This window comes from Bradyrhizobium sp. SZCCHNRI3043 (genome assembly GCF_032377735.1).
In the GTDB taxonomy this organism is placed as follows: domain Bacteria; phylum Pseudomonadota; class Alphaproteobacteria; order Rhizobiales; family Xanthobacteraceae; genus Bradyrhizobium.
Genome location: NZ_JAUHID010000033.1, coordinates 1 through 15,941, shown reverse-complemented (window position 1 = coordinate 15,941; position 15,941 = coordinate 1). Strand labels below are relative to the sequence as shown.

Genomic DNA, 15,941 nt, shown 5'->3' with positions numbered 1-15,941 from the left:
CTATCTCACCCGCTGGCCCGCCCGGTCGAACAGCAGCGGCCGGGTGAACTCGATAGCGACGGCGTCGCCGACTTTCAATTCCGTATCCGGCTCGACCAGGCTGACGATGGTCTGGTCCTGCAGCGTGATATGCAGATGATTCTGATCGCCGAGATGCTCGATCCATTTCACCCGTGCGTCCGCACGGGTCTCGGCGCGCCGGACCATCATGTGCTCGGTGCGCGCGCCGATCGTCGCGACGTCGCCCGGCACCGCGAGATCCGGGAACAGCCCACGCGGCAGCAGATTGATGCCGGGGCTGCCGAGCCGGGTCGCCACATAGGTATTGGCCGGATCCTCATAGACCTCCCGCGGGCTGCCGACCTGCACCAGCCGGCCCTGCTCGATCACGCCGATGCGGTTGGCAAGCGTCATCGCCTCGATCTGGTCGTGGGTGACGTAGAGCATCGTGGCGCCGAGATCCTGCTGGATACGCTTGAGCTCGATGCGCAGCTCGGAACGCAGCTTGGCGTCGAGCGAGGACAGCGGCTCGTCGAGCAACGCGATCGCAGGTCTGCGCACGAGCGCACGGCCGATCGCCACGCGCTGCATCTGACCGCCCGAGAGCTGAGTAGCGCGGTTGCCGAGCTTGTCCTCGATCCGCAGCATCCCCGCGACGTCACCGACGATGCGCTTGATCTCAGCCTCCGGAATCTTGCGCACCGGCGAGCGCAGCGGAAAGGCGAGATTGTCGTACACCGACAGATGCGGATAGAGCGAATATTGCTGAAACACGAACGTGACGTCGCGCGCGGCCGGCGTCGCTTTCGTCTGATCGACGCCGCCGATGGTGATGCTGCCGCCATCCGGCATGTCGAGGCCTGCCACCAGGCGCAAGGTCGTGGTCTTGCCGGCGCCGGTCGGCCCGAGCAGCACCACGAACTCGCCATCGCGGATGATCAGCGACAAATCCCGAACCGCCGGCTTGGAGCCGAACGACTTGCTGACGGCGTTGAGCCGCGTCTCAGCCATGATGGCGCCCTCCTCTCACCGGCTGCTCATACAGCGCCGTGCGGATTGCACGGCCCGTGGCGGCGTTGAACAGCGATAGCCGGTCGGCGCGGAAGCTGAGTCCGACCGGCTCCGCACGCTCAACCCGGACCGCCGCGGGCGCGCGCGCCTTGACGGTGCCGTGAGCCGTCGTCACGGTGATGATCTGGGTGGTGCCGAGATATTCGGTGCCGAACACCTCCCCGCGCAGCCCGCCTTCCGTGCTGAGCGCCACCTGCTCCGGCCGCACGCCGAGAACCAGCTCGTCGCTCTCAGCATCCTCGCGCAGCTCGGGCACGCCGATTTCGGCGCCGTCGATGCGCACGCAGTTCGTGCCGGCGCCTAGCCTGCCCGCGAAGCGGATGAAGTTCATCGCCGGCGAGCCGATGAAGTCCGCGACGAACATCGTGGCGGGACGGTCGTAGATCTCCTGGGGCGTTCCGAGCTGCTCCACGACGCCGCGATTCATCACCGCGATCGTGTCGGCCATCGACATCGCCTCGAGCTGGTCGTGAGTCACGAACACAGTGGTCGCCTTGAGCCGGTCGTGCAGCGCGCGCAGCTCGCCGCACATGATGTGACGGAACTCGGCATCGAGCGCGCCGAGCGGCTCGTCCATCAAGAACGCCTTGGGCTCGCGCACGATGGCCCGGCCGAGTGCGACGCGCTGGCGATCGCCGCTCGACAACCCGCTCACCGGACGGTCGATCAGATGGTCGATGCGCAGGATGCGCGCCGCCTCCTCGACCCGCCGCCTGATCTCCGCCTTGGGTACCCCCATCGAGACCAGCGGAAAGGCGATATTCCTGCGCACATTCATGTGCGGGTAGAGCGCGAACAGCTGGAACACCATGGCGATGTCGCGCTCACGCGCGCGGCGAACGGTGACGTCCTCGCCGCCGAGGTTGATCGTCCCCGACGTCGGCAGCTCCAGGCCCGCAATCATGCGCAACGTGGTGGTCTTGCCGCAGCCGGACGGACCGAGCAGGCAGAAGAACTCGCCGTCGGCGATCGTGAAGCTGGTGCCGCGCACGGCGGCAAAGCCGCCGAACTCCTTGAACAGGTTCTCGATCCGGATCTCGGCCATGGCGTCAGTCCGGGAACTTGGAGACGATGGTGAACATCACGACACCAGCGAGCGTGGTGATGAAGGAATAGGTGTAGAGCATCAGCGCAAACGGCTGCAGCAGCATCAGCACGCCCGCCGCAATGAGGATCGTCGCCAGCGTCTCCATCGGGCCGCGCCGCAGCGCCCGTGGCCAGCGCGTGGAGGCCACATCGGCCGGTTGCTCTTGTGCCATCTCGCTCATTTGCGCACCGCTCCGAAGGTGATGCCGCGCAACAGGTGTTTCCTCAGCAGCACCGTGAACACGACGATCGGGATCAGGAACAGCGTGGTGCCCGCCGCAACCGCCGGCCAGTCCTGGCCGCCCTCGCCGATGATAATCGGAATGAAGGGCGGCGCGGTCTGCGCCGTGCCCGAGGTCAGAAGCACCGCAAAGGCATATTCGTTCCAGGCGAAGATCAGGCAGAAGATCGCGGTGGCGACGATGCCGGTGGTGGCCTGCGGCAACACGACCTTGAAGAAGGCTTGCAGGCGGGTGTAGCCGTCGACCATCGCCGCCTCCTCGTATTCGCGCGGGATTTCGTCCATGAAGCCCTTGAGCAGCCAGACCGCGAGCGAGATGTTGACGGACGTATAGAGCAGGATCATGCCGAGCCGCGTGTCGGACAGGCCGAGCTCGCGATACATCAGGTAGATCGGGATCGCGACCGCAATCGGCGGCATCATCCGCGTCGACAGGATGAAGAACAAGAGGTCATCCTTCAGCGGCACCTTGAAGCGCGAGAAGGCGTAGGCCGCAAGCGTGCCGAGCACGACCGACAGCGCGGTCGAGCCGAACGCGATCACCAGTGAATTCACGTAGCGTGGGATGTAGTTCGATGGACCCGCGACCACCATGTTGCGGCCGCGCGAGATGCTGTCGCAGAGGCTGGCGGCCGGCGGCAGCTTGGCCATGTACTCCGGGGCCTGCCGGGTCCGGGTCGTGAACAGGTTGCAGTAGCCCTCCAGGCTCGGCTCGGCGACCAGCTTCGGCGGATAGGCGATCGCGTCCGATGGCGACTTGAATCCGGTCATGAAGATCCACAGCAGCGGCACCAAAGTGATCAGGGCATAGGCGATCACCACGGTTGCCGCGATCCGCTTGGTCAGCGGCGACGGATCAACGACGGAGTGGGCGGTTGCGAGACCGGTCATCGGCTTTTCACCCGGTTGAGCGCCTTGACGTAGATGTTGGCGAGACCGAACACGGTGACGAACAGGATGATGGCGAACGCCGAGGAATAGCCGGTGCGCCACTTTTCGAACGCCTCGCGCTTCAAGGTGATCGAGGCGACCTCGGTCGTCGAGCCTGGACCGCCGCCGGTCAGCAGGTTGACCATGTCGAACATCTTGAAGTTCTCGATGCCGCGGAACAACACCGCGAGCATGATGAAGGGCAGCGCCATCGGCAGCGTGATCGACCAGAACTGCCGCCACGGCGAGGCGCGGTCGACCTCGGCCGCCTCATAGATGTAGTCGGGAATTGAGCGCAGGCCTGCGAGGCAGATCAGCATCACGTAGGGCGTCCACATCCAGGTGTCGACGACGACGATGGCCCAAGGCGCCAGCGGCACCTGCGCCAGCATCTGGAACGACGACGCCGGCATGCCGGTCACGGCGGCGATGACGTAATTGAACAGGCCGATCTGCGGCTGGTACAGGAAGGTCCAGAAATTGCCGACCACGGCCGGCGACAGCATCATCGGCAGCAGGATCAACGTGGTCCAAAGGCCGTGGCCACGGAATTTCTTGTCGATCAGCCAGGCCAGGGTGAAGCCCAGCACGGTCTGGATCAGGATGGTCCAGAACACGAAGCGCGCGGTCACCGTCATCGCCGCCCAGACGTCCGGATCGGTCAGGATCGACTGGTAGTTGGCGAGCCCGACATCGAGCACGGTGGCGTTCGGACGGTTCGCGCGATAATTGGTGAAGGACAGCCGGATGGTCCAGATCAACGGGAAGATGTTGATCGCGAGCAGCAGCAGCATGGTCGGCGTGATGAACAGCCAGGCGATGGCGCGCTCGGACAGGCCGCGCACGCGTCCCGCCACGACCGGCGGCGTCACGAGGGCGGCGCGGTCGACGAGGCTGCTCAGTCCGGTTTGGTCGGTCATGCGAGGGACTGCTTCACTGGCTGCTTCTGGCTGGCGGTGAGACTGGTTGGTCCGCCCGGCAAGCCGAAGCTCGCCGGAGGGATTGTCGTGGCGAATCCCGCGTGTGCGCGAGGTGCCGCGGCCATCAGAGCTTGCCGTCCTCCTTGAAGACCTTGGTCCAGTCGGCGATCAGCCCGTCGAGCGCGCCCTTGGCGGTGCCCTGGTCGGCGACGACATAGTCGTGGACGCGCTTCTGCATGGCGAGCAGGAGCTGCGCGTAGGACGGCTCGGCCCAGAAATCGACCACCTGGTCCATCGCCACCAGAAAGTCGGCGGCGAACGGCGCGGTGTTTTTGAAGTTGGGGTCGTTGAGCACGCCCTTGTGGCAGCTATAGCCGCCGAGCGCCCACCATTTCTTCTGGGTGTCGAGCGAGGCAAACCATTTGATGTAGGCCAGCGCCTCGGCACGGTTCGGCGAATAGGCCACCACCGAGATGCCCTGCCCGCCGAGCTGCGAGCCCTTCTCCTTCTGCGCCGGGTTGACGAAGAAGCCGATCTTGTCGCCGCCGACATTGGGGTCCTTGTAGAGGCCCGGGAAAAAGGCGAACCAGTTCATCTGCAGCGCGACCTGGCCGGACTTGAAGGCGTCGAGCCCTTCCTGCATGTAGCCATTCGAATAGCCGGGCGGCGTGCAGCACTTGTACAGCGCCTTGTAGAATTCGAGGCCCTTCACGGCGTCGTCGGAATTGACAAAGCCCTGCATGTCATACGGCTTCTTCGGGTTCTGATACTTGAAGCCGAACGGATAGAGCGCGTTGGTGACGCCCATGGTGATGCCTTCCGAGCCGCGCTCGGTGAAGATCGCCGCGCCGTAGACGGTCTTGCCGTCGATCACCCGCTTCTGGAAGAACTCGGCGATGTCCTTCAGCTCGGCTTGCGTCTTGGGCACGTCGAGCTCGCGGCCGAACTTCTTCTTGAACTCCTCGCGGATTTCGGACCGTGAGAACCAGTCCTTGCGATAGGTCCAGCCGTTGGCGTCGCCCATCGCCGGCAGCGCCCAGTAGTTCGGCGTGCCCTTCGGCCATTCGGCGTAGCCGGCCACGGTGGCGGGCATGAAGTCGGAGATCTTGATGCCTTCCTTATCGAAGAACTCGTTGAGCTTGACATATTGACCGTTCTCGGCGGCGCCGCCGATCCACTGGGAGTCGCCGATCATCAGGTCGCACAGCTTGCCCTTGGAGTTCAGCTCGTTGAGCATGCGGTCGGCGAAGTTCGGCCACGGCACGAACTCGAACTTCATGCTGACGCCGGTCTTGGCGGTGAAGTCCTTGGACAGCTCGACCAGCGCATTGGCCGGGTCCCAGGCGGCCCAGCACAAGGTGATGGTCTTTCCTTCGGCGCGTGCCGGCGCGGATGCGCCGAGCACGGTCGCAGCGGCGACCGTCGCCGTCAGTGCAAATGTCTGCAGCAACTTCATCTGGCACTCCCTCCCTGTTGGCGCCGTCCCCGCTTCGCGTGGGTGACGGCGATGCATGGCCTGCGGCGAGCGGCGCCGTCACAACGACAGCGCGAGCCGCAAGCGTTTCCCCATGGCCCCGGATCATCCGTCCGAGTTAAGTATTTTGTTTAGTAGATTGTGAATGACTAAACATGTCAAGCGCGTTTTCGCGACGTTTGCAGCGCATCATGTTTAGCGACTGCGGTAAGCTGCTCGTCGTCCGGAGGTTTGCCGGGATGGCGATGGCGCGGCTCTCCGGCGCAGCCGCCAGGACGCAGGCTCGGCCCAGCTCCAGGCTGCATCCGCGCGATCAGCCCTTCGCCAACGTCACGCCGCAACTGACCCGGCCGTCAGCGATGAGGAAGCGTCCGGCGAGGCGAGCAATGGCAGCCGGCCATCCCTCTCTCACGACGCGCGCCTCGAACGTGCCTGCCGCCCATGCGATCGTGAGCTCGACGTCCTGGAAATCCAGGAAGCCGTGCGTGATCGGATATTGGCATTTGTAGTAGGCTTCCTTCGCGCTGAAGATCACGATCGGCAGCATCGGCTGCAAGGCGTCCGGCTGCGCGCGAAGCCATCGCCGCTCGGCCGGCGTAAGCACCAGGTCGCGCATCGACGGATCGAGCTCGCGCAGGTCCTCGACATCCAGTCCGAGCGACGAGACATCCCTGCTTCGGGCTACGGCCACGGCGCAATGATCGGCACAATGTGAGATGCTTCCCACATAGCCCGGCGGCCACACCGGCGCGCGATCCGGCGCCGGGACGAGCGCCACCGGCGGAGCTCCGAGCGCGGCCAGCGCCCTGCGCGCCAGGACCCGCGCGGTCGCGAACTCGGCCCGCCGCTTGGCGACCGCGGCTTGAATATGAGCGCGCTCCTCGGCAAACAGCTCGTCGTCCGCCAGCGAGAGGCTGGAGGCCACGACCACGACCGGGCCTTCAAACAGATCTGCAAGCACCCTCGTCACCAACTCTGCGCGCGCGTCTCTTTGCGGACCGGTCTCGACCGACCGCCACCGTATACGACACGGCGACGTCGAAGCGAATTCCAACGGTTCAACATGTTTCGCGATCTCGCGGCGCCACGCGCCCGAGCTTTGCATGGCGAGCGCACGCTGCCGCTCGGCGAGCCGCACCACCGACCACTGCGGATCGGCATCGACCAGCACCACCTTGCGCCCGGCGAGGTGCCAAGGCACCCAACTCGCCCCGGCAGCCCATGCTCGTATCAGGATCGGAACATAATGCGATGCAAGTCGATTCTGCCATAACTCGTCGGCTTGTCCAACGCGCCCCTGCCACTGTCCCCGCCATGCTTCTCCGCGCCGCTGAAATGCGCGTCACCGGGCAGCTTTCGCTTGACGGCGGCGTCCCGCAACGGGACTTATCCAGTCCCTCCGTCTGCCGAAGAAGTGCGTTCCCATGACCGCCGATCCGCTCTCGATCCTCAAGGCCGTGTTCGGCTATGACAGCTTTCGCGGGCGGCAGCGCGACATCGTCGAGCACGTGATCGCCGGACACAATGCCTTCGTGCTGATGCCGACCGGCGGCGGCAAGTCGCTGTGCTACCAGATCCCGGCGCTGGCGCGTCCCGGCCTCGGACTGATCATCTCGCCGCTGATCGCGCTGATGGAGGACCAGGTCACGGCGCTCCGGCAGGCCGGCGTGAAGGCCGCGGCGCTGAACTCGCGGCTCTGGGGCGCCGAGAAGGACCTGCTGTGGCAGGACATCGAACGCGGCGAGCTCGACCTGCTCTACATGGCGCCCGAGACGCTGCTCAGGCCGGAGAACCTGGAGCGTCTCAAGGCCGCGCAACTGTCGCTGATCGCCATCGACGAGGCGCACTGCGTCTCGCAATGGGGCCATGATTTCCGGCCCGAATACCGCGCCCTCGACTGTCTCGCCGGGCTGTTCCCGACGATCCCGCGCATCGCGCTCACCGCCACCGCCGATGCGCCGACGCGGGCCGAGATCGTCGAGCATCTCTCGATCGGCGACGGCAACAGCTTCATCGCCGGCTTCGACCGGCCGAACATCCGCTACGGCGCGGCGGAGAAGACCAGCACGATGCAGCAGATGCTAGCCTTCCTGAAATCCCGCGAGGGCGAGAGCGGCATCGTCTATTGCCTGTCCAAGCGCAAGACCGAGGAGGTCGCCGCCTCGCTCAGCGACCACGGCTTTCCGGCGCTGCCCTATCATGCCGGCATGGAGATGAAGGCGCGGGAGAAGAACCAGCGTCGCTTCCAGCTCGAGCAGGGGCTGATCATGGTCGCCACCATCGCCTTCGGCATGGGCATCGACAAGCCCGACGTGCGCTTCGTGCTGCATGCCGATCTGCCGTCCAGCATCGAGGCCTACTATCAGGAGACCGGCCGCGCCGGCCGCGACGGCCTGCCATCGGAAACCCTGATGCTGTACGGCGCCGAGGACATCGCGCTGCGCCGCCGCTTCATCGATGAGTCGGACGCGCCCGATGCGCGCAAGCGCACCGAGCGCCGCAAGCTCGATGCGCTGCTCGGCTTCGCCGAGACCTGCCAATGCCGGCGCCAGGTGCTGCTGCGCTATTTCGGCGACGATTGCGCGCCGTGCGGCAATTGCGACATCTGCCTCGACCCGCCCGAGACCTTCGACGGCACCATCGCCGCGCAGAAGCTGCTGTCCTGCATCCACCGCACCGGCGAGCGCTTCGGCCAGGCCCACGTCGTCGCGGTGCTGCTCGGCGAGACGGACGAGCGCATCGAACGGCTCGGCCATGACAAGCTCTCCACCTTCGGCATCGGCAAGGAGCACGACCGCAACGCCTGGCGCTCCATCGTCCGCCAGCTCGTCGCGCATGGGCTGATCAGCGTCGACATCGCCGGCCATGGCGGCCTGTCGATCTCGCCCGAGGGCCGCCAGTTCCTACGCGACAAGCCGCAACTCAGCCTGCGCGTGCTGAAGAAGACCAGGCGCGACCGCAAGGCTCGGGAGCGGCAGACCACGACGACATTTCCTGACCTCGACCGTGACCTGTTCGAGAAGCTGCGCGTCCGGCGGATGGAGCTCGCCAAGGCCCAGAACGTGCCGCCCTACGTCATCTTCCACGACAAGACGCTGGCCGAAATGGCGGCCCGCCATCCGCGCTCCGTCGCGGAGCTTGCGAGCATCCCCGGCGCCGGCACGGTCAAGCTCGCGCGCTACGGCGAGGCATTCGTGGCGGTCATCAAAGCGCATGATGCGGGCGCCTGAGCCGGCCATCGTCCCGCAGCACCGCGACTCCTTCGCTCGACTATCAGACGGCACACATGGCCTCACACATGGCCTCACACATGGGCTCGCGATCCCGGCCGGACGCTCGCGACGATCGCGAAACGTCCCTCTTCGGCGAAGCCGGATGCGCGGAAATGTGACGGTGATTTGCCCGAGTGCAATTGATTAGTTTACGACAAATCGGCTCCACGGGCAGTTCGCGCATGAGCGGCATGCACGGATTGCCCGTCGTGCAGCGAACATGCGCGCACACCCGTAGCATGCGTTCGCACCCGTTGTATTTTGTCGGATTCCCGACACCGACTTTTCTTGACCCTCGCGCGGCACGCTCTTAGTTTCCGTCCCCGCTTGAAACGGCAATCAACAAACTCATATGGGCGGACGCGATGGTTCGGGAATTCGAGTACAAGGGGGAAGTGTTTCGGGTGACGGCGCATGGCATCCATGGCCATGAGGAGATCTTCATCGTCCACATCGACGACGGCGTCGAGGGCGGCGAGATCTCGATCGACCGGATGACCGAGGAGAACGACACCAGCGCACCGCTGGAGGACATCATCGTCATGCTCTGCGACAAGCTGATTCCGGACGCCGGCATCGTCTGCCGCGAGCCCGGCGGCGCGTTCGCCTGGCGCGAGGGCAAGGTCGTCTACCAGGTTCACGACGGCGTGCAGGAGCTCAGCCGCGGCTGATCGCAGGCGCCGCGCGTCGCGTGGGGATGCCGTGGTCAGATGCGCCGCTGCACCGACGCGGGTTGGAGATCCTGCTCGCAGCGGCAGGTCCTCTGCGCCCTCTTCTGCAGGATCTGCGAGACCATCCGCTCCGTCCCGGTCAGGCCGGTCAGGATCGTCGCGCCGACAGCCATGCCGGATCGCAATCCGGCTGGCATGGCCGCCTTCAGCAGGCTGATCTTCAGCGCAATCCGGCTTTCGCCGTCTGGCGAGCCCGACGCCGCGCCGATCAATTCGGCATCCGCGACATGCCCATAGAGCCGGACGGAGGGCAGACCGGGCACGTCGATCGTGACCGCCTGTCCGATCGCGACATAGGTGATCTCGGAGACCGCGAGGGCAGCGATGACGTGGGACTCGCCCGGCGTGACCACCGCCATCAACGACCGATCTGCCGTCACGGCGTCCCCGACATGGAGACCGCTTGCGGCCACGACGCCGGCGACGGGAGCAATGACGTCGTTCAGCGCGACCGTCGCGGCGCGCTCGTCCCGGTGCTCGATCCGCGCCAGAACCTGTCCCGCAACAATCTCCTGATTGTCGGTCACGAGCAGGTCCCTGACCAGGCCGGACACCGCCGACCTGACTGGGACTTCGTTCATCCTGACATAGGCGTCATCGGTGTGAACCAGATATTGGCCGACGGTCACATACTCGACCATCCACGGCACCGCGACCAGCATTCCGAACATCAGGCTGAGCGCGACGAGCAACCACAGCGCACGTCCTGCGGACGCCCTGGCGCGCGGCTCCGCCGGGGGACGCTCCTGATGCAGAATGACCGGCCGGGATCCGCCCGGCGCTTGCTGTCCGTCCACCGCTCGCTCCTCACGACCACGGCATCGGGCGCGTTGCCGCCTCGGCGGCGTCCTCGTGACGTGAGGGTCGCGCCCATCGAATGCTCGTGACGCAGATGTGGCGGCTCGCGGGCCGGTTGATAATGGCGCCTGGACCGAATTGGGTCTTCAATTTCTCGAAACAATGCCGGCGTCGACGACAGCGCGACACCGCCGCAACCTCGACACGAGACGGCGGTAACGCCGTTGATCGTCACGCAAGCTTTGCCCGCGCTTCAAACGACGGCCCCAAACAACTTTCCGATTCCTGCGGTGAGACCCAGGGCGAAGGCCCCCCAGAACGTCACGCGAAAGGTGGCGCGCGGAATGTTGGCCCCGCCTGCCTTTGCGCCGATCGCTCCCAGCACCGCGAGAAAGGCGAGAGAAGCCGCGGAGACGATCGGGACCAGCAAGTTGGCGGGCGACACGACGACCATCAGCAAGGGCATGGCGGCTCCGACCGAAAACATCATGGCCGAGGTCACGGCGGCCTGGATGGGCCGCGCTGCGGTGATCTCCGAGATTCCCAATTCGTCGCGCGCATGAGCCGTCAACGCGTCTTTCGCCATCAACTGCTCGGCCACCCGCCGCGCAAGGGATTGATCCACACCTCGCTTGACGTAGATATCGGCAAGCTCGTCGCGTTCAAATGCGGGGTTGTCGCTCAGCTCCTTGCGCTCCCGTGCAAGGTCGGCCTGTTCCGTATCCGATTGCGAACTGACGGAGACATATTCACCGGCGGCCATCGACATCGCTCCCGCGACCAATCCCGCGACACCCGCGATCAGGACGTCGTTTCGTGTCGCTGCTGCCGCAGCAACACCGACGATCAGACTTGCAGTCGAAATGATGCCGTCATTGGCTCCCAGAACGGCCGCCCTGAGCCATCCGATCCGCGCCACCAGGTGGCTTTCAGGGTGGACGTGAAGACGGCTCATGTCTTTCTCCTGATCACGCCTTGCAACCTCGTCGCGGCGGCCACGGTGTTGGAAATCGTTCCATACTTCCTGACATTCTGATGAAGCAGCTCGAGCCGGCGGTCATCTTCATCGGTGTCGACGATCAGCTCGTAATCGATCGACGCCATCATCGGCGGGCTGTCCTGACGGACGCCGATCAGTCGCACCTCGACGCCACGAACATGGAACTTGAGCATCGGCGTCACGCGTTCGATTCCCTTGATCATGCAGGCGGCAACCGCGGCGAGAAGAAGCTCGGCCGGGTTGAATGCATCCCGCCGTCCCTTGACGTCGGTATCGAGCACCACGGTCGCATCCTTGCAGTCTGCGACGCTTTCATGCGCATCGATCCGTCGGGCGTTGACGCGATACTCCAGCATTGGCGAGTCTCCCGGCCGTGTTTCCTGGGGGATTGGCAATCCGAACCATGAGCGGAGTGATCGATCGGATCGCGACCGTTCGGTCACGGCGCCTGAAGCGACGACGCAATCCGTCATTCCCGACAGGCCTGTCGCCTCCCCTAGTCGTCCGAATGAGGCAGCATGCGCAGGAGCGTCCGATCCCGGAAGATCCAGTGATGGATCAGCGCGGCGGCCGCATGCATTGCGGCCACGATGACGAGGGCGTGGGCGAGAATTTCGTGCACTTCCTTGACGTTGTGAGCAAACGCGCGGTCCTTGGGCCAGGGCGACGCGATCTCGGCGATGCCAAACAGCGGCAAGGCATCACCGCGTGCAAACTGCAACACGATTCCAACGACAGGCACGGCAAGGAGCAGCGCATAGAGGGCGTAGTGCGCGAAACGCGCGGCCGGATCCTGCCACTTTCCCATCCATGTGGCGAATTCGGTCGTCTCGGGCGGCGGAGATGGATCGGCCAGCCGCCAGGCCAGACGCACGGCCAGAAGCGCGAGGATCGCGATCCCAGCCGTCACGTGGATGAACAGGCCGGATTCGCGCGGTGCGCCCTTGGGCAGCACGTCACCGAAGACACCAAGCGCCCAGGCGACGGCCACGAGCACGACCGTCAGCCAATGCAACGTCTGCGGAATTGCGCCGTAGCTTCGCGTCGAGTTGAAGAGCTGCATCTCGGACCTCTCTCGTCAGAATATGGTCCTGGCGCGACCGTCCCTCGTTGACGTGGATCAAGCCCTTGCCGGCCGGGGTGCTCAGACTGGCGGGACGAGTGCCAGCTCTGCATCGGCGATGACATAGCGGACGTAGCGGTAGTCGCGGATGAAGCTGATCTTGCCGTCGCGCCAGCTCAGCCACATGAAGTAGCTGGGCTGCGGATCGCCGTGGCGTTCGAACACGGCGATCACTTCCCGGCCCTCGAGCCAGGCGGGCGCCAGCCAGACGCCGTCCATCCCGGCGTAGATGCTGAAGAACATCCCGACATCGGCCGGGCCGACACGGATGGGATGAGTGGACTGGTGCAGTTTGACGTCGTGCGCCAGCAGCGCGCGCAGGCCGTCCCAATCACGCCGGTTGAACAGGCTCACATAGCGCGCCACCGCATCGGACGCCGGTCTCGCCGCCGGCCGGGCCTCGGCCACGGCGTTGATCTCGGAGAGCCGCGCGCGGGCGCGGGCGAGATGCGCCTTCACCGAGTCCAACGTCAGGCCGAGCAACGCCGCGATGTCGGCGAGCGGCTCGTCGAGCACGTCCTTGAGGATGAGCACGCTCCGCTGAGGGATCGGAAGCTCCGTGAAGCGCGACACCGCCGTCCTGATCGCCTCGTCGCGCATCATCACCTCCACGGCATCCGGTGCGGCGTCATCGGCGACGTCGTCAGCGGCCTCGATCGGTTCGACCGCCCGGATCGCACGGCTGCGCAGCAGGTCCAGCGCCCGGTTATGCGCGACCCGGAACAGCCAGGCGCGCAGCATCGCGAGGTCCCGCATCTCGCCCACGGCGACGAGCGCCTTCGTCAGGGTGTCCTGCACGACGTCCTCGCCGTCGATCACCGACCCCATCAGCCGCGCGCAATAGCGATGCAGCTCGGGCCGCAACTTCTCTGCCAGGGCCATGAGCTCGGCCCTGCGCGCGTCTTGCTGATCCTGTGGTCCGTCACTCAAGCTGCCGCTCCTTCCATCACCGTCACACCGTCGTCGCCATTCAGACCGAACACGACACCATCGGCGAATCGCGGGTCCTCCAGCACGGAGACGACGCGATCGCCGAACGCGCGCGGCGGCATCGGCGCGCCGAAACGGGCGACGAACGCTTCCGGCGTGATGCCCATGGACCCGGCATAAGCGCCCGCGGCCGTATCCCCCACCCCCGTGCCGAGGATCATCATGCGCGGCACGATCGCCTGGAAGCGGATGCCGAGTCTGTCGTCCTGCGACACGCCGTTGGCATATTTCGCCATGAACCAGAGCATGCGCTTGGCGCCGCCGTAGCCGCCTGACATCTGTGAACCACCCACCGCCGCGCCGCTCGATCCGACCAGCACGCGGCTTCCTGGCTTGAGCGGGAGCTTGAGCGCCGCCTGGATCCAGTACAAGCCCGCCTTGACGTCCGTTTCCCAGGCAGCCGAGAAATCCCTCCAGGTCAGCCGATCCAGCCGGCCCATGAGCGGCGTTGTGCCGGCGTTCAAGATCAGGATGTCGGGGCTGATATCGCCGACGATGCGATGCGCAGCGGCCTCGTCGGTGACGTCGGCCGCGATCGTGGCCACGCCCAGACGCGCAGCGATCGCGTTCAGCGCCTCGGTTCCGCGCGCCACCACGGTCACCTCGGCGCCGCGATCGACAAGAGCCTCCACGACTCCCAGGCCGAGACCGCGGCTCCCACCGGTAACGACGATCGTCTTGTCTTTCAGGCTCATCTTGATGCTCCAATGTCCAGATGACATGAAGACGATCGAGGCATCGGAAAAGAGTCAGGCGGCGAAACCAATGCGAGCCCCCTTGCGCAACCGGCCGCCCGGCTGGATGCTCCGGGCACATCGTTCATCATGGGAATCGCTTCATGTCCGTCGACACCGCCGCCGCCACCGATCGCCTGATGCGTTTTCTGGCCGTCCAGGGCGTGACCGGACAGGAGAAGGCGATCGGACGCGAGATCATGGCGGCGCTGAAGCAGGCCGGCGTGCCGGCCAAGGCGATGCGGCTCGACGATGCCAATACGCGCATTCCGCTGCCGACCGAGACCGGCAACCTGATCGTCGAGCTGCCCGGCCGCGGCAGCCAGCACAATCAGCCGCGGATCATGTTCATGACCCATATGGACACGGTGCCGCTGTGCGCCGGCGCGCAGCCGAAGATCGCTGGTCGCAAGATCGTCAATCAGGCCAAGACCGCGCTCGGCGGCGACAATCGCTGCGGCTGCGGCATCCTCGTCACGCTCGCCGCCGAGCTTGTCAGGCAAAAGCTCGATCATCCGCCGATCACCCTGCTGTTCTGCGTGCGCGAGGAGAGCGGGCTCCATGGCGCGCGCCACGTCAACACGGATGACCTCGGCGCGCCCGAGATGGCCTTCAATTTCGACGGCAGCTCGGCCTCCAGCGTCACCATCGGTGCCGTCGGCGCCGACCGCTGGGAGGTCGAGATCTTCGGCCGTGCCTCGCATGCCGGCGTCGCGCCGGAGCGCGGCATCAGCGCCACCATGATCCTGGCGCTCGCGCTCGCCGAGGTCAAAGCCGGCGGCTGGTTCGGCAAGGTGGTGAAGGGCAAGGGCAAGGACGCCAAGCAGGGCACCAGCAATGTCGGTCCGGTCACCGGCGGCGAAGGCCGCCCCGCGGGCGACGCCACCAACGTCGTCACCGACTACATCCATGTCCGCGGCGAATGCCGCAGCCACGATGCCAAGTTCATCCGTGAGATCACCAAGGCCTACAGGACCGCTTTCGAGACCGCCGCCAAGCGCGTCACCAACAGCGACGGCAAATCCGGCCGCGTCAAGTTCAAGGCCGAGACCGACTATCATCCGTTCCGGATGAAGGAGACCCTTCCCGTCGTCAAGCGCGCCACGGCCGCCGTCTCCGACATCGGCGCCACGCCGACCTTGCGCGCCGGCAATGGCGGCCTCGACGCCAACTGGATGGTCCGCCACGGCATTCCCACCGTGACCTTCGGCACCGGCCAGAACGAGCCGCACACGATCGACGAATGGATCAACCTGGACGAATACGACCGAGCCTGCGCGCTGGCGGTGCGGCTGGCCACGATGGGATGAGACGACGCCGTCTGGACACGCAGGCGGAATGGCTGCAACCTCCCTGCTCCCGCGCAACGTCGTGATGACGGGCTTGCCGGCAAACGCGCATGTTCCGAACAGGTCGAACAGCGAGGCCATGACGTCGCGCTCCCGCGGCGGATGGCACCCGGGCTTTGCGTCCTTTGGTCCTCTTCTCCTCGAAGAAGAGGCGCAGGGAAGACCGGGTATCGGCTGATACCCGCGGTCCGCGTGCAGCAGAAAGCACGCGGCAGAACCACA

Annotated in this window: 16 protein-coding genes; 3 read left to right on the top strand and 13 right to left on the bottom strand. The window is 65.6% G+C overall.

Annotated elements, in window-relative coordinates:
• The 7 genes from QX124_RS31510 to QX124_RS31480 all read right to left on the bottom strand — a co-directional run bounded on the left by QX124_RS31510 (position 1) and on the right by QX124_RS31480 (position 6,923).
• The gene (locus tag QX124_RS31510; RefSeq protein ID WP_315799271.1) at positions 1–1,011 is read right to left on the bottom strand and encodes an ABC transporter ATP-binding protein; all 1,011 of its coding nucleotides are present in this window, start codon (positions 1,009–1,011) and stop codon (positions 1–3) included.
• The gene (locus tag QX124_RS31505; RefSeq protein ID WP_315799270.1) at positions 1,004–2,116 is read right to left on the bottom strand and encodes an ABC transporter ATP-binding protein; all 1,113 of its coding nucleotides are present in this window, start codon (positions 2,114–2,116) and stop codon (positions 1,004–1,006) included. Before QX124_RS31505 ends, QX124_RS31510 begins: the two co-directional genes overlap by 8 nt.
• 4 nt (positions 2,117–2,120) lie before the next feature.
• A complete protein-coding gene (locus QX124_RS31500; RefSeq protein ID WP_409997777.1) occupies positions 2,121–2,339 on the bottom strand; it encodes a hypothetical protein in 219 nt (72 codons plus the stop codon).
• Positions 2,336–3,289 carry a carbohydrate ABC transporter permease gene (locus QX124_RS31495; protein ID WP_315757847.1) on the bottom strand — a complete coding sequence of 318 codons (954 nt, stop codon included), beginning with the start codon at positions 3,287–3,289 and terminating at the stop codon, positions 2,336–2,338. Before QX124_RS31495 ends, QX124_RS31500 begins: the two co-directional genes overlap by 4 nt.
• The gene (locus QX124_RS31490) at positions 3,286–4,248 is read right to left on the bottom strand and encodes a sugar ABC transporter permease (RefSeq protein ID WP_315739280.1); all 963 of its coding nucleotides are present in this window, start codon (positions 4,246–4,248) and stop codon (positions 3,286–3,288) included. The genes QX124_RS31495 and QX124_RS31490 overlap by 4 nt, the downstream gene beginning before the upstream one ends.
• Before the next feature lie 124 nt (positions 4,249–4,372).
• Complete coding sequence (locus tag QX124_RS31485; protein WP_315770974.1) at positions 4,373–5,704, bottom strand: ABC transporter substrate-binding protein; 1,332 nt, start codon at positions 5,702–5,704, stop codon at positions 4,373–4,375.
• 331 nt (positions 5,705–6,035) lie between these two features.
• Entirely contained in the window at positions 6,036–6,923 is an 888-nt protein-coding gene (locus QX124_RS31480; protein ID WP_315799269.1) for a 4'-phosphopantetheinyl transferase, read from the bottom strand.
• 223 nt (positions 6,924–7,146) lie between these two features.
• On the opposite strand from QX124_RS31480, the gene recQ reads away from it, so the two are divergent.
• Together recQ and QX124_RS31470 are read left to right on the top strand one after the other, a co-directional pair.
• Positions 7,147–8,952, top strand: coding sequence for a DNA helicase RecQ (gene recQ, locus QX124_RS31475; RefSeq protein WP_315799268.1), 1,806 nt, complete (start codon positions 7,147–7,149; stop codon positions 8,950–8,952).
• A gap of 407 nt (positions 8,953–9,359) precedes the next feature.
• Positions 9,360–9,665: a hypothetical protein gene (locus tag QX124_RS31470; protein WP_315799267.1), complete on the top strand. Its 306-nt coding sequence runs from the start codon at positions 9,360–9,362 to the stop codon at positions 9,663–9,665.
• 35 nt (positions 9,666–9,700) lie between these two features.
• On the opposite strand, the gene QX124_RS31465 is transcribed toward QX124_RS31470, so the two are convergent.
• From QX124_RS31465 to QX124_RS31440, 6 genes are all read right to left on the bottom strand, one after another.
• A complete protein-coding gene (locus QX124_RS31465; protein WP_315799266.1) occupies positions 9,701–10,522 on the bottom strand; it encodes an HlyD family efflux transporter periplasmic adaptor subunit in 822 nt (273 codons plus the stop codon).
• Between the two features lie 254 nt (positions 10,523–10,776).
• On the bottom strand, positions 10,777–11,478 hold the full coding sequence (locus QX124_RS31460; protein ID WP_315799265.1) for a VIT family protein: 702 nt from the start codon (positions 11,476–11,478) through the stop codon (positions 10,777–10,779).
• Complete coding sequence (locus QX124_RS31455) at positions 11,475–11,879, bottom strand: OsmC family protein (protein ID WP_315739451.1); 405 nt, start codon at positions 11,877–11,879, stop codon at positions 11,475–11,477. The genes QX124_RS31460 and QX124_RS31455 overlap by 4 nt, the downstream gene beginning before the upstream one ends.
• 140 nt (positions 11,880–12,019) lie before the next feature.
• Positions 12,020–12,586, bottom strand: a complete 567-nt coding sequence (locus QX124_RS31450) for a cytochrome b (protein ID WP_315739273.1) — start codon at positions 12,584–12,586, stop codon at positions 12,020–12,022.
• Between the two features lie 81 nt (positions 12,587–12,667).
• Entirely contained in the window at positions 12,668–13,576 is a 909-nt protein-coding gene (locus QX124_RS31445) for a sigma-70 family RNA polymerase sigma factor (protein ID WP_315799264.1), read from the bottom strand.
• Complete coding sequence (locus QX124_RS31440; protein WP_315799263.1) at positions 13,573–14,331, bottom strand: SDR family oxidoreductase; 759 nt, start codon at positions 14,329–14,331, stop codon at positions 13,573–13,575. The genes QX124_RS31445 and QX124_RS31440 overlap by 4 nt, the downstream gene beginning before the upstream one ends.
• 143 nt (positions 14,332–14,474) lie before the next feature.
• Between QX124_RS31440 and QX124_RS31435 the strand changes: the two genes are divergently transcribed.
• Positions 14,475–15,680 (top strand): M20/M25/M40 family metallo-hydrolase, encoded by a 1,206-nt coding sequence (locus QX124_RS31435; RefSeq protein ID WP_315799262.1) that lies wholly within the window; start codon positions 14,475–14,477, stop codon positions 15,678–15,680.
• Positions 15,681–15,941 lie beyond the last annotated feature (261 nt).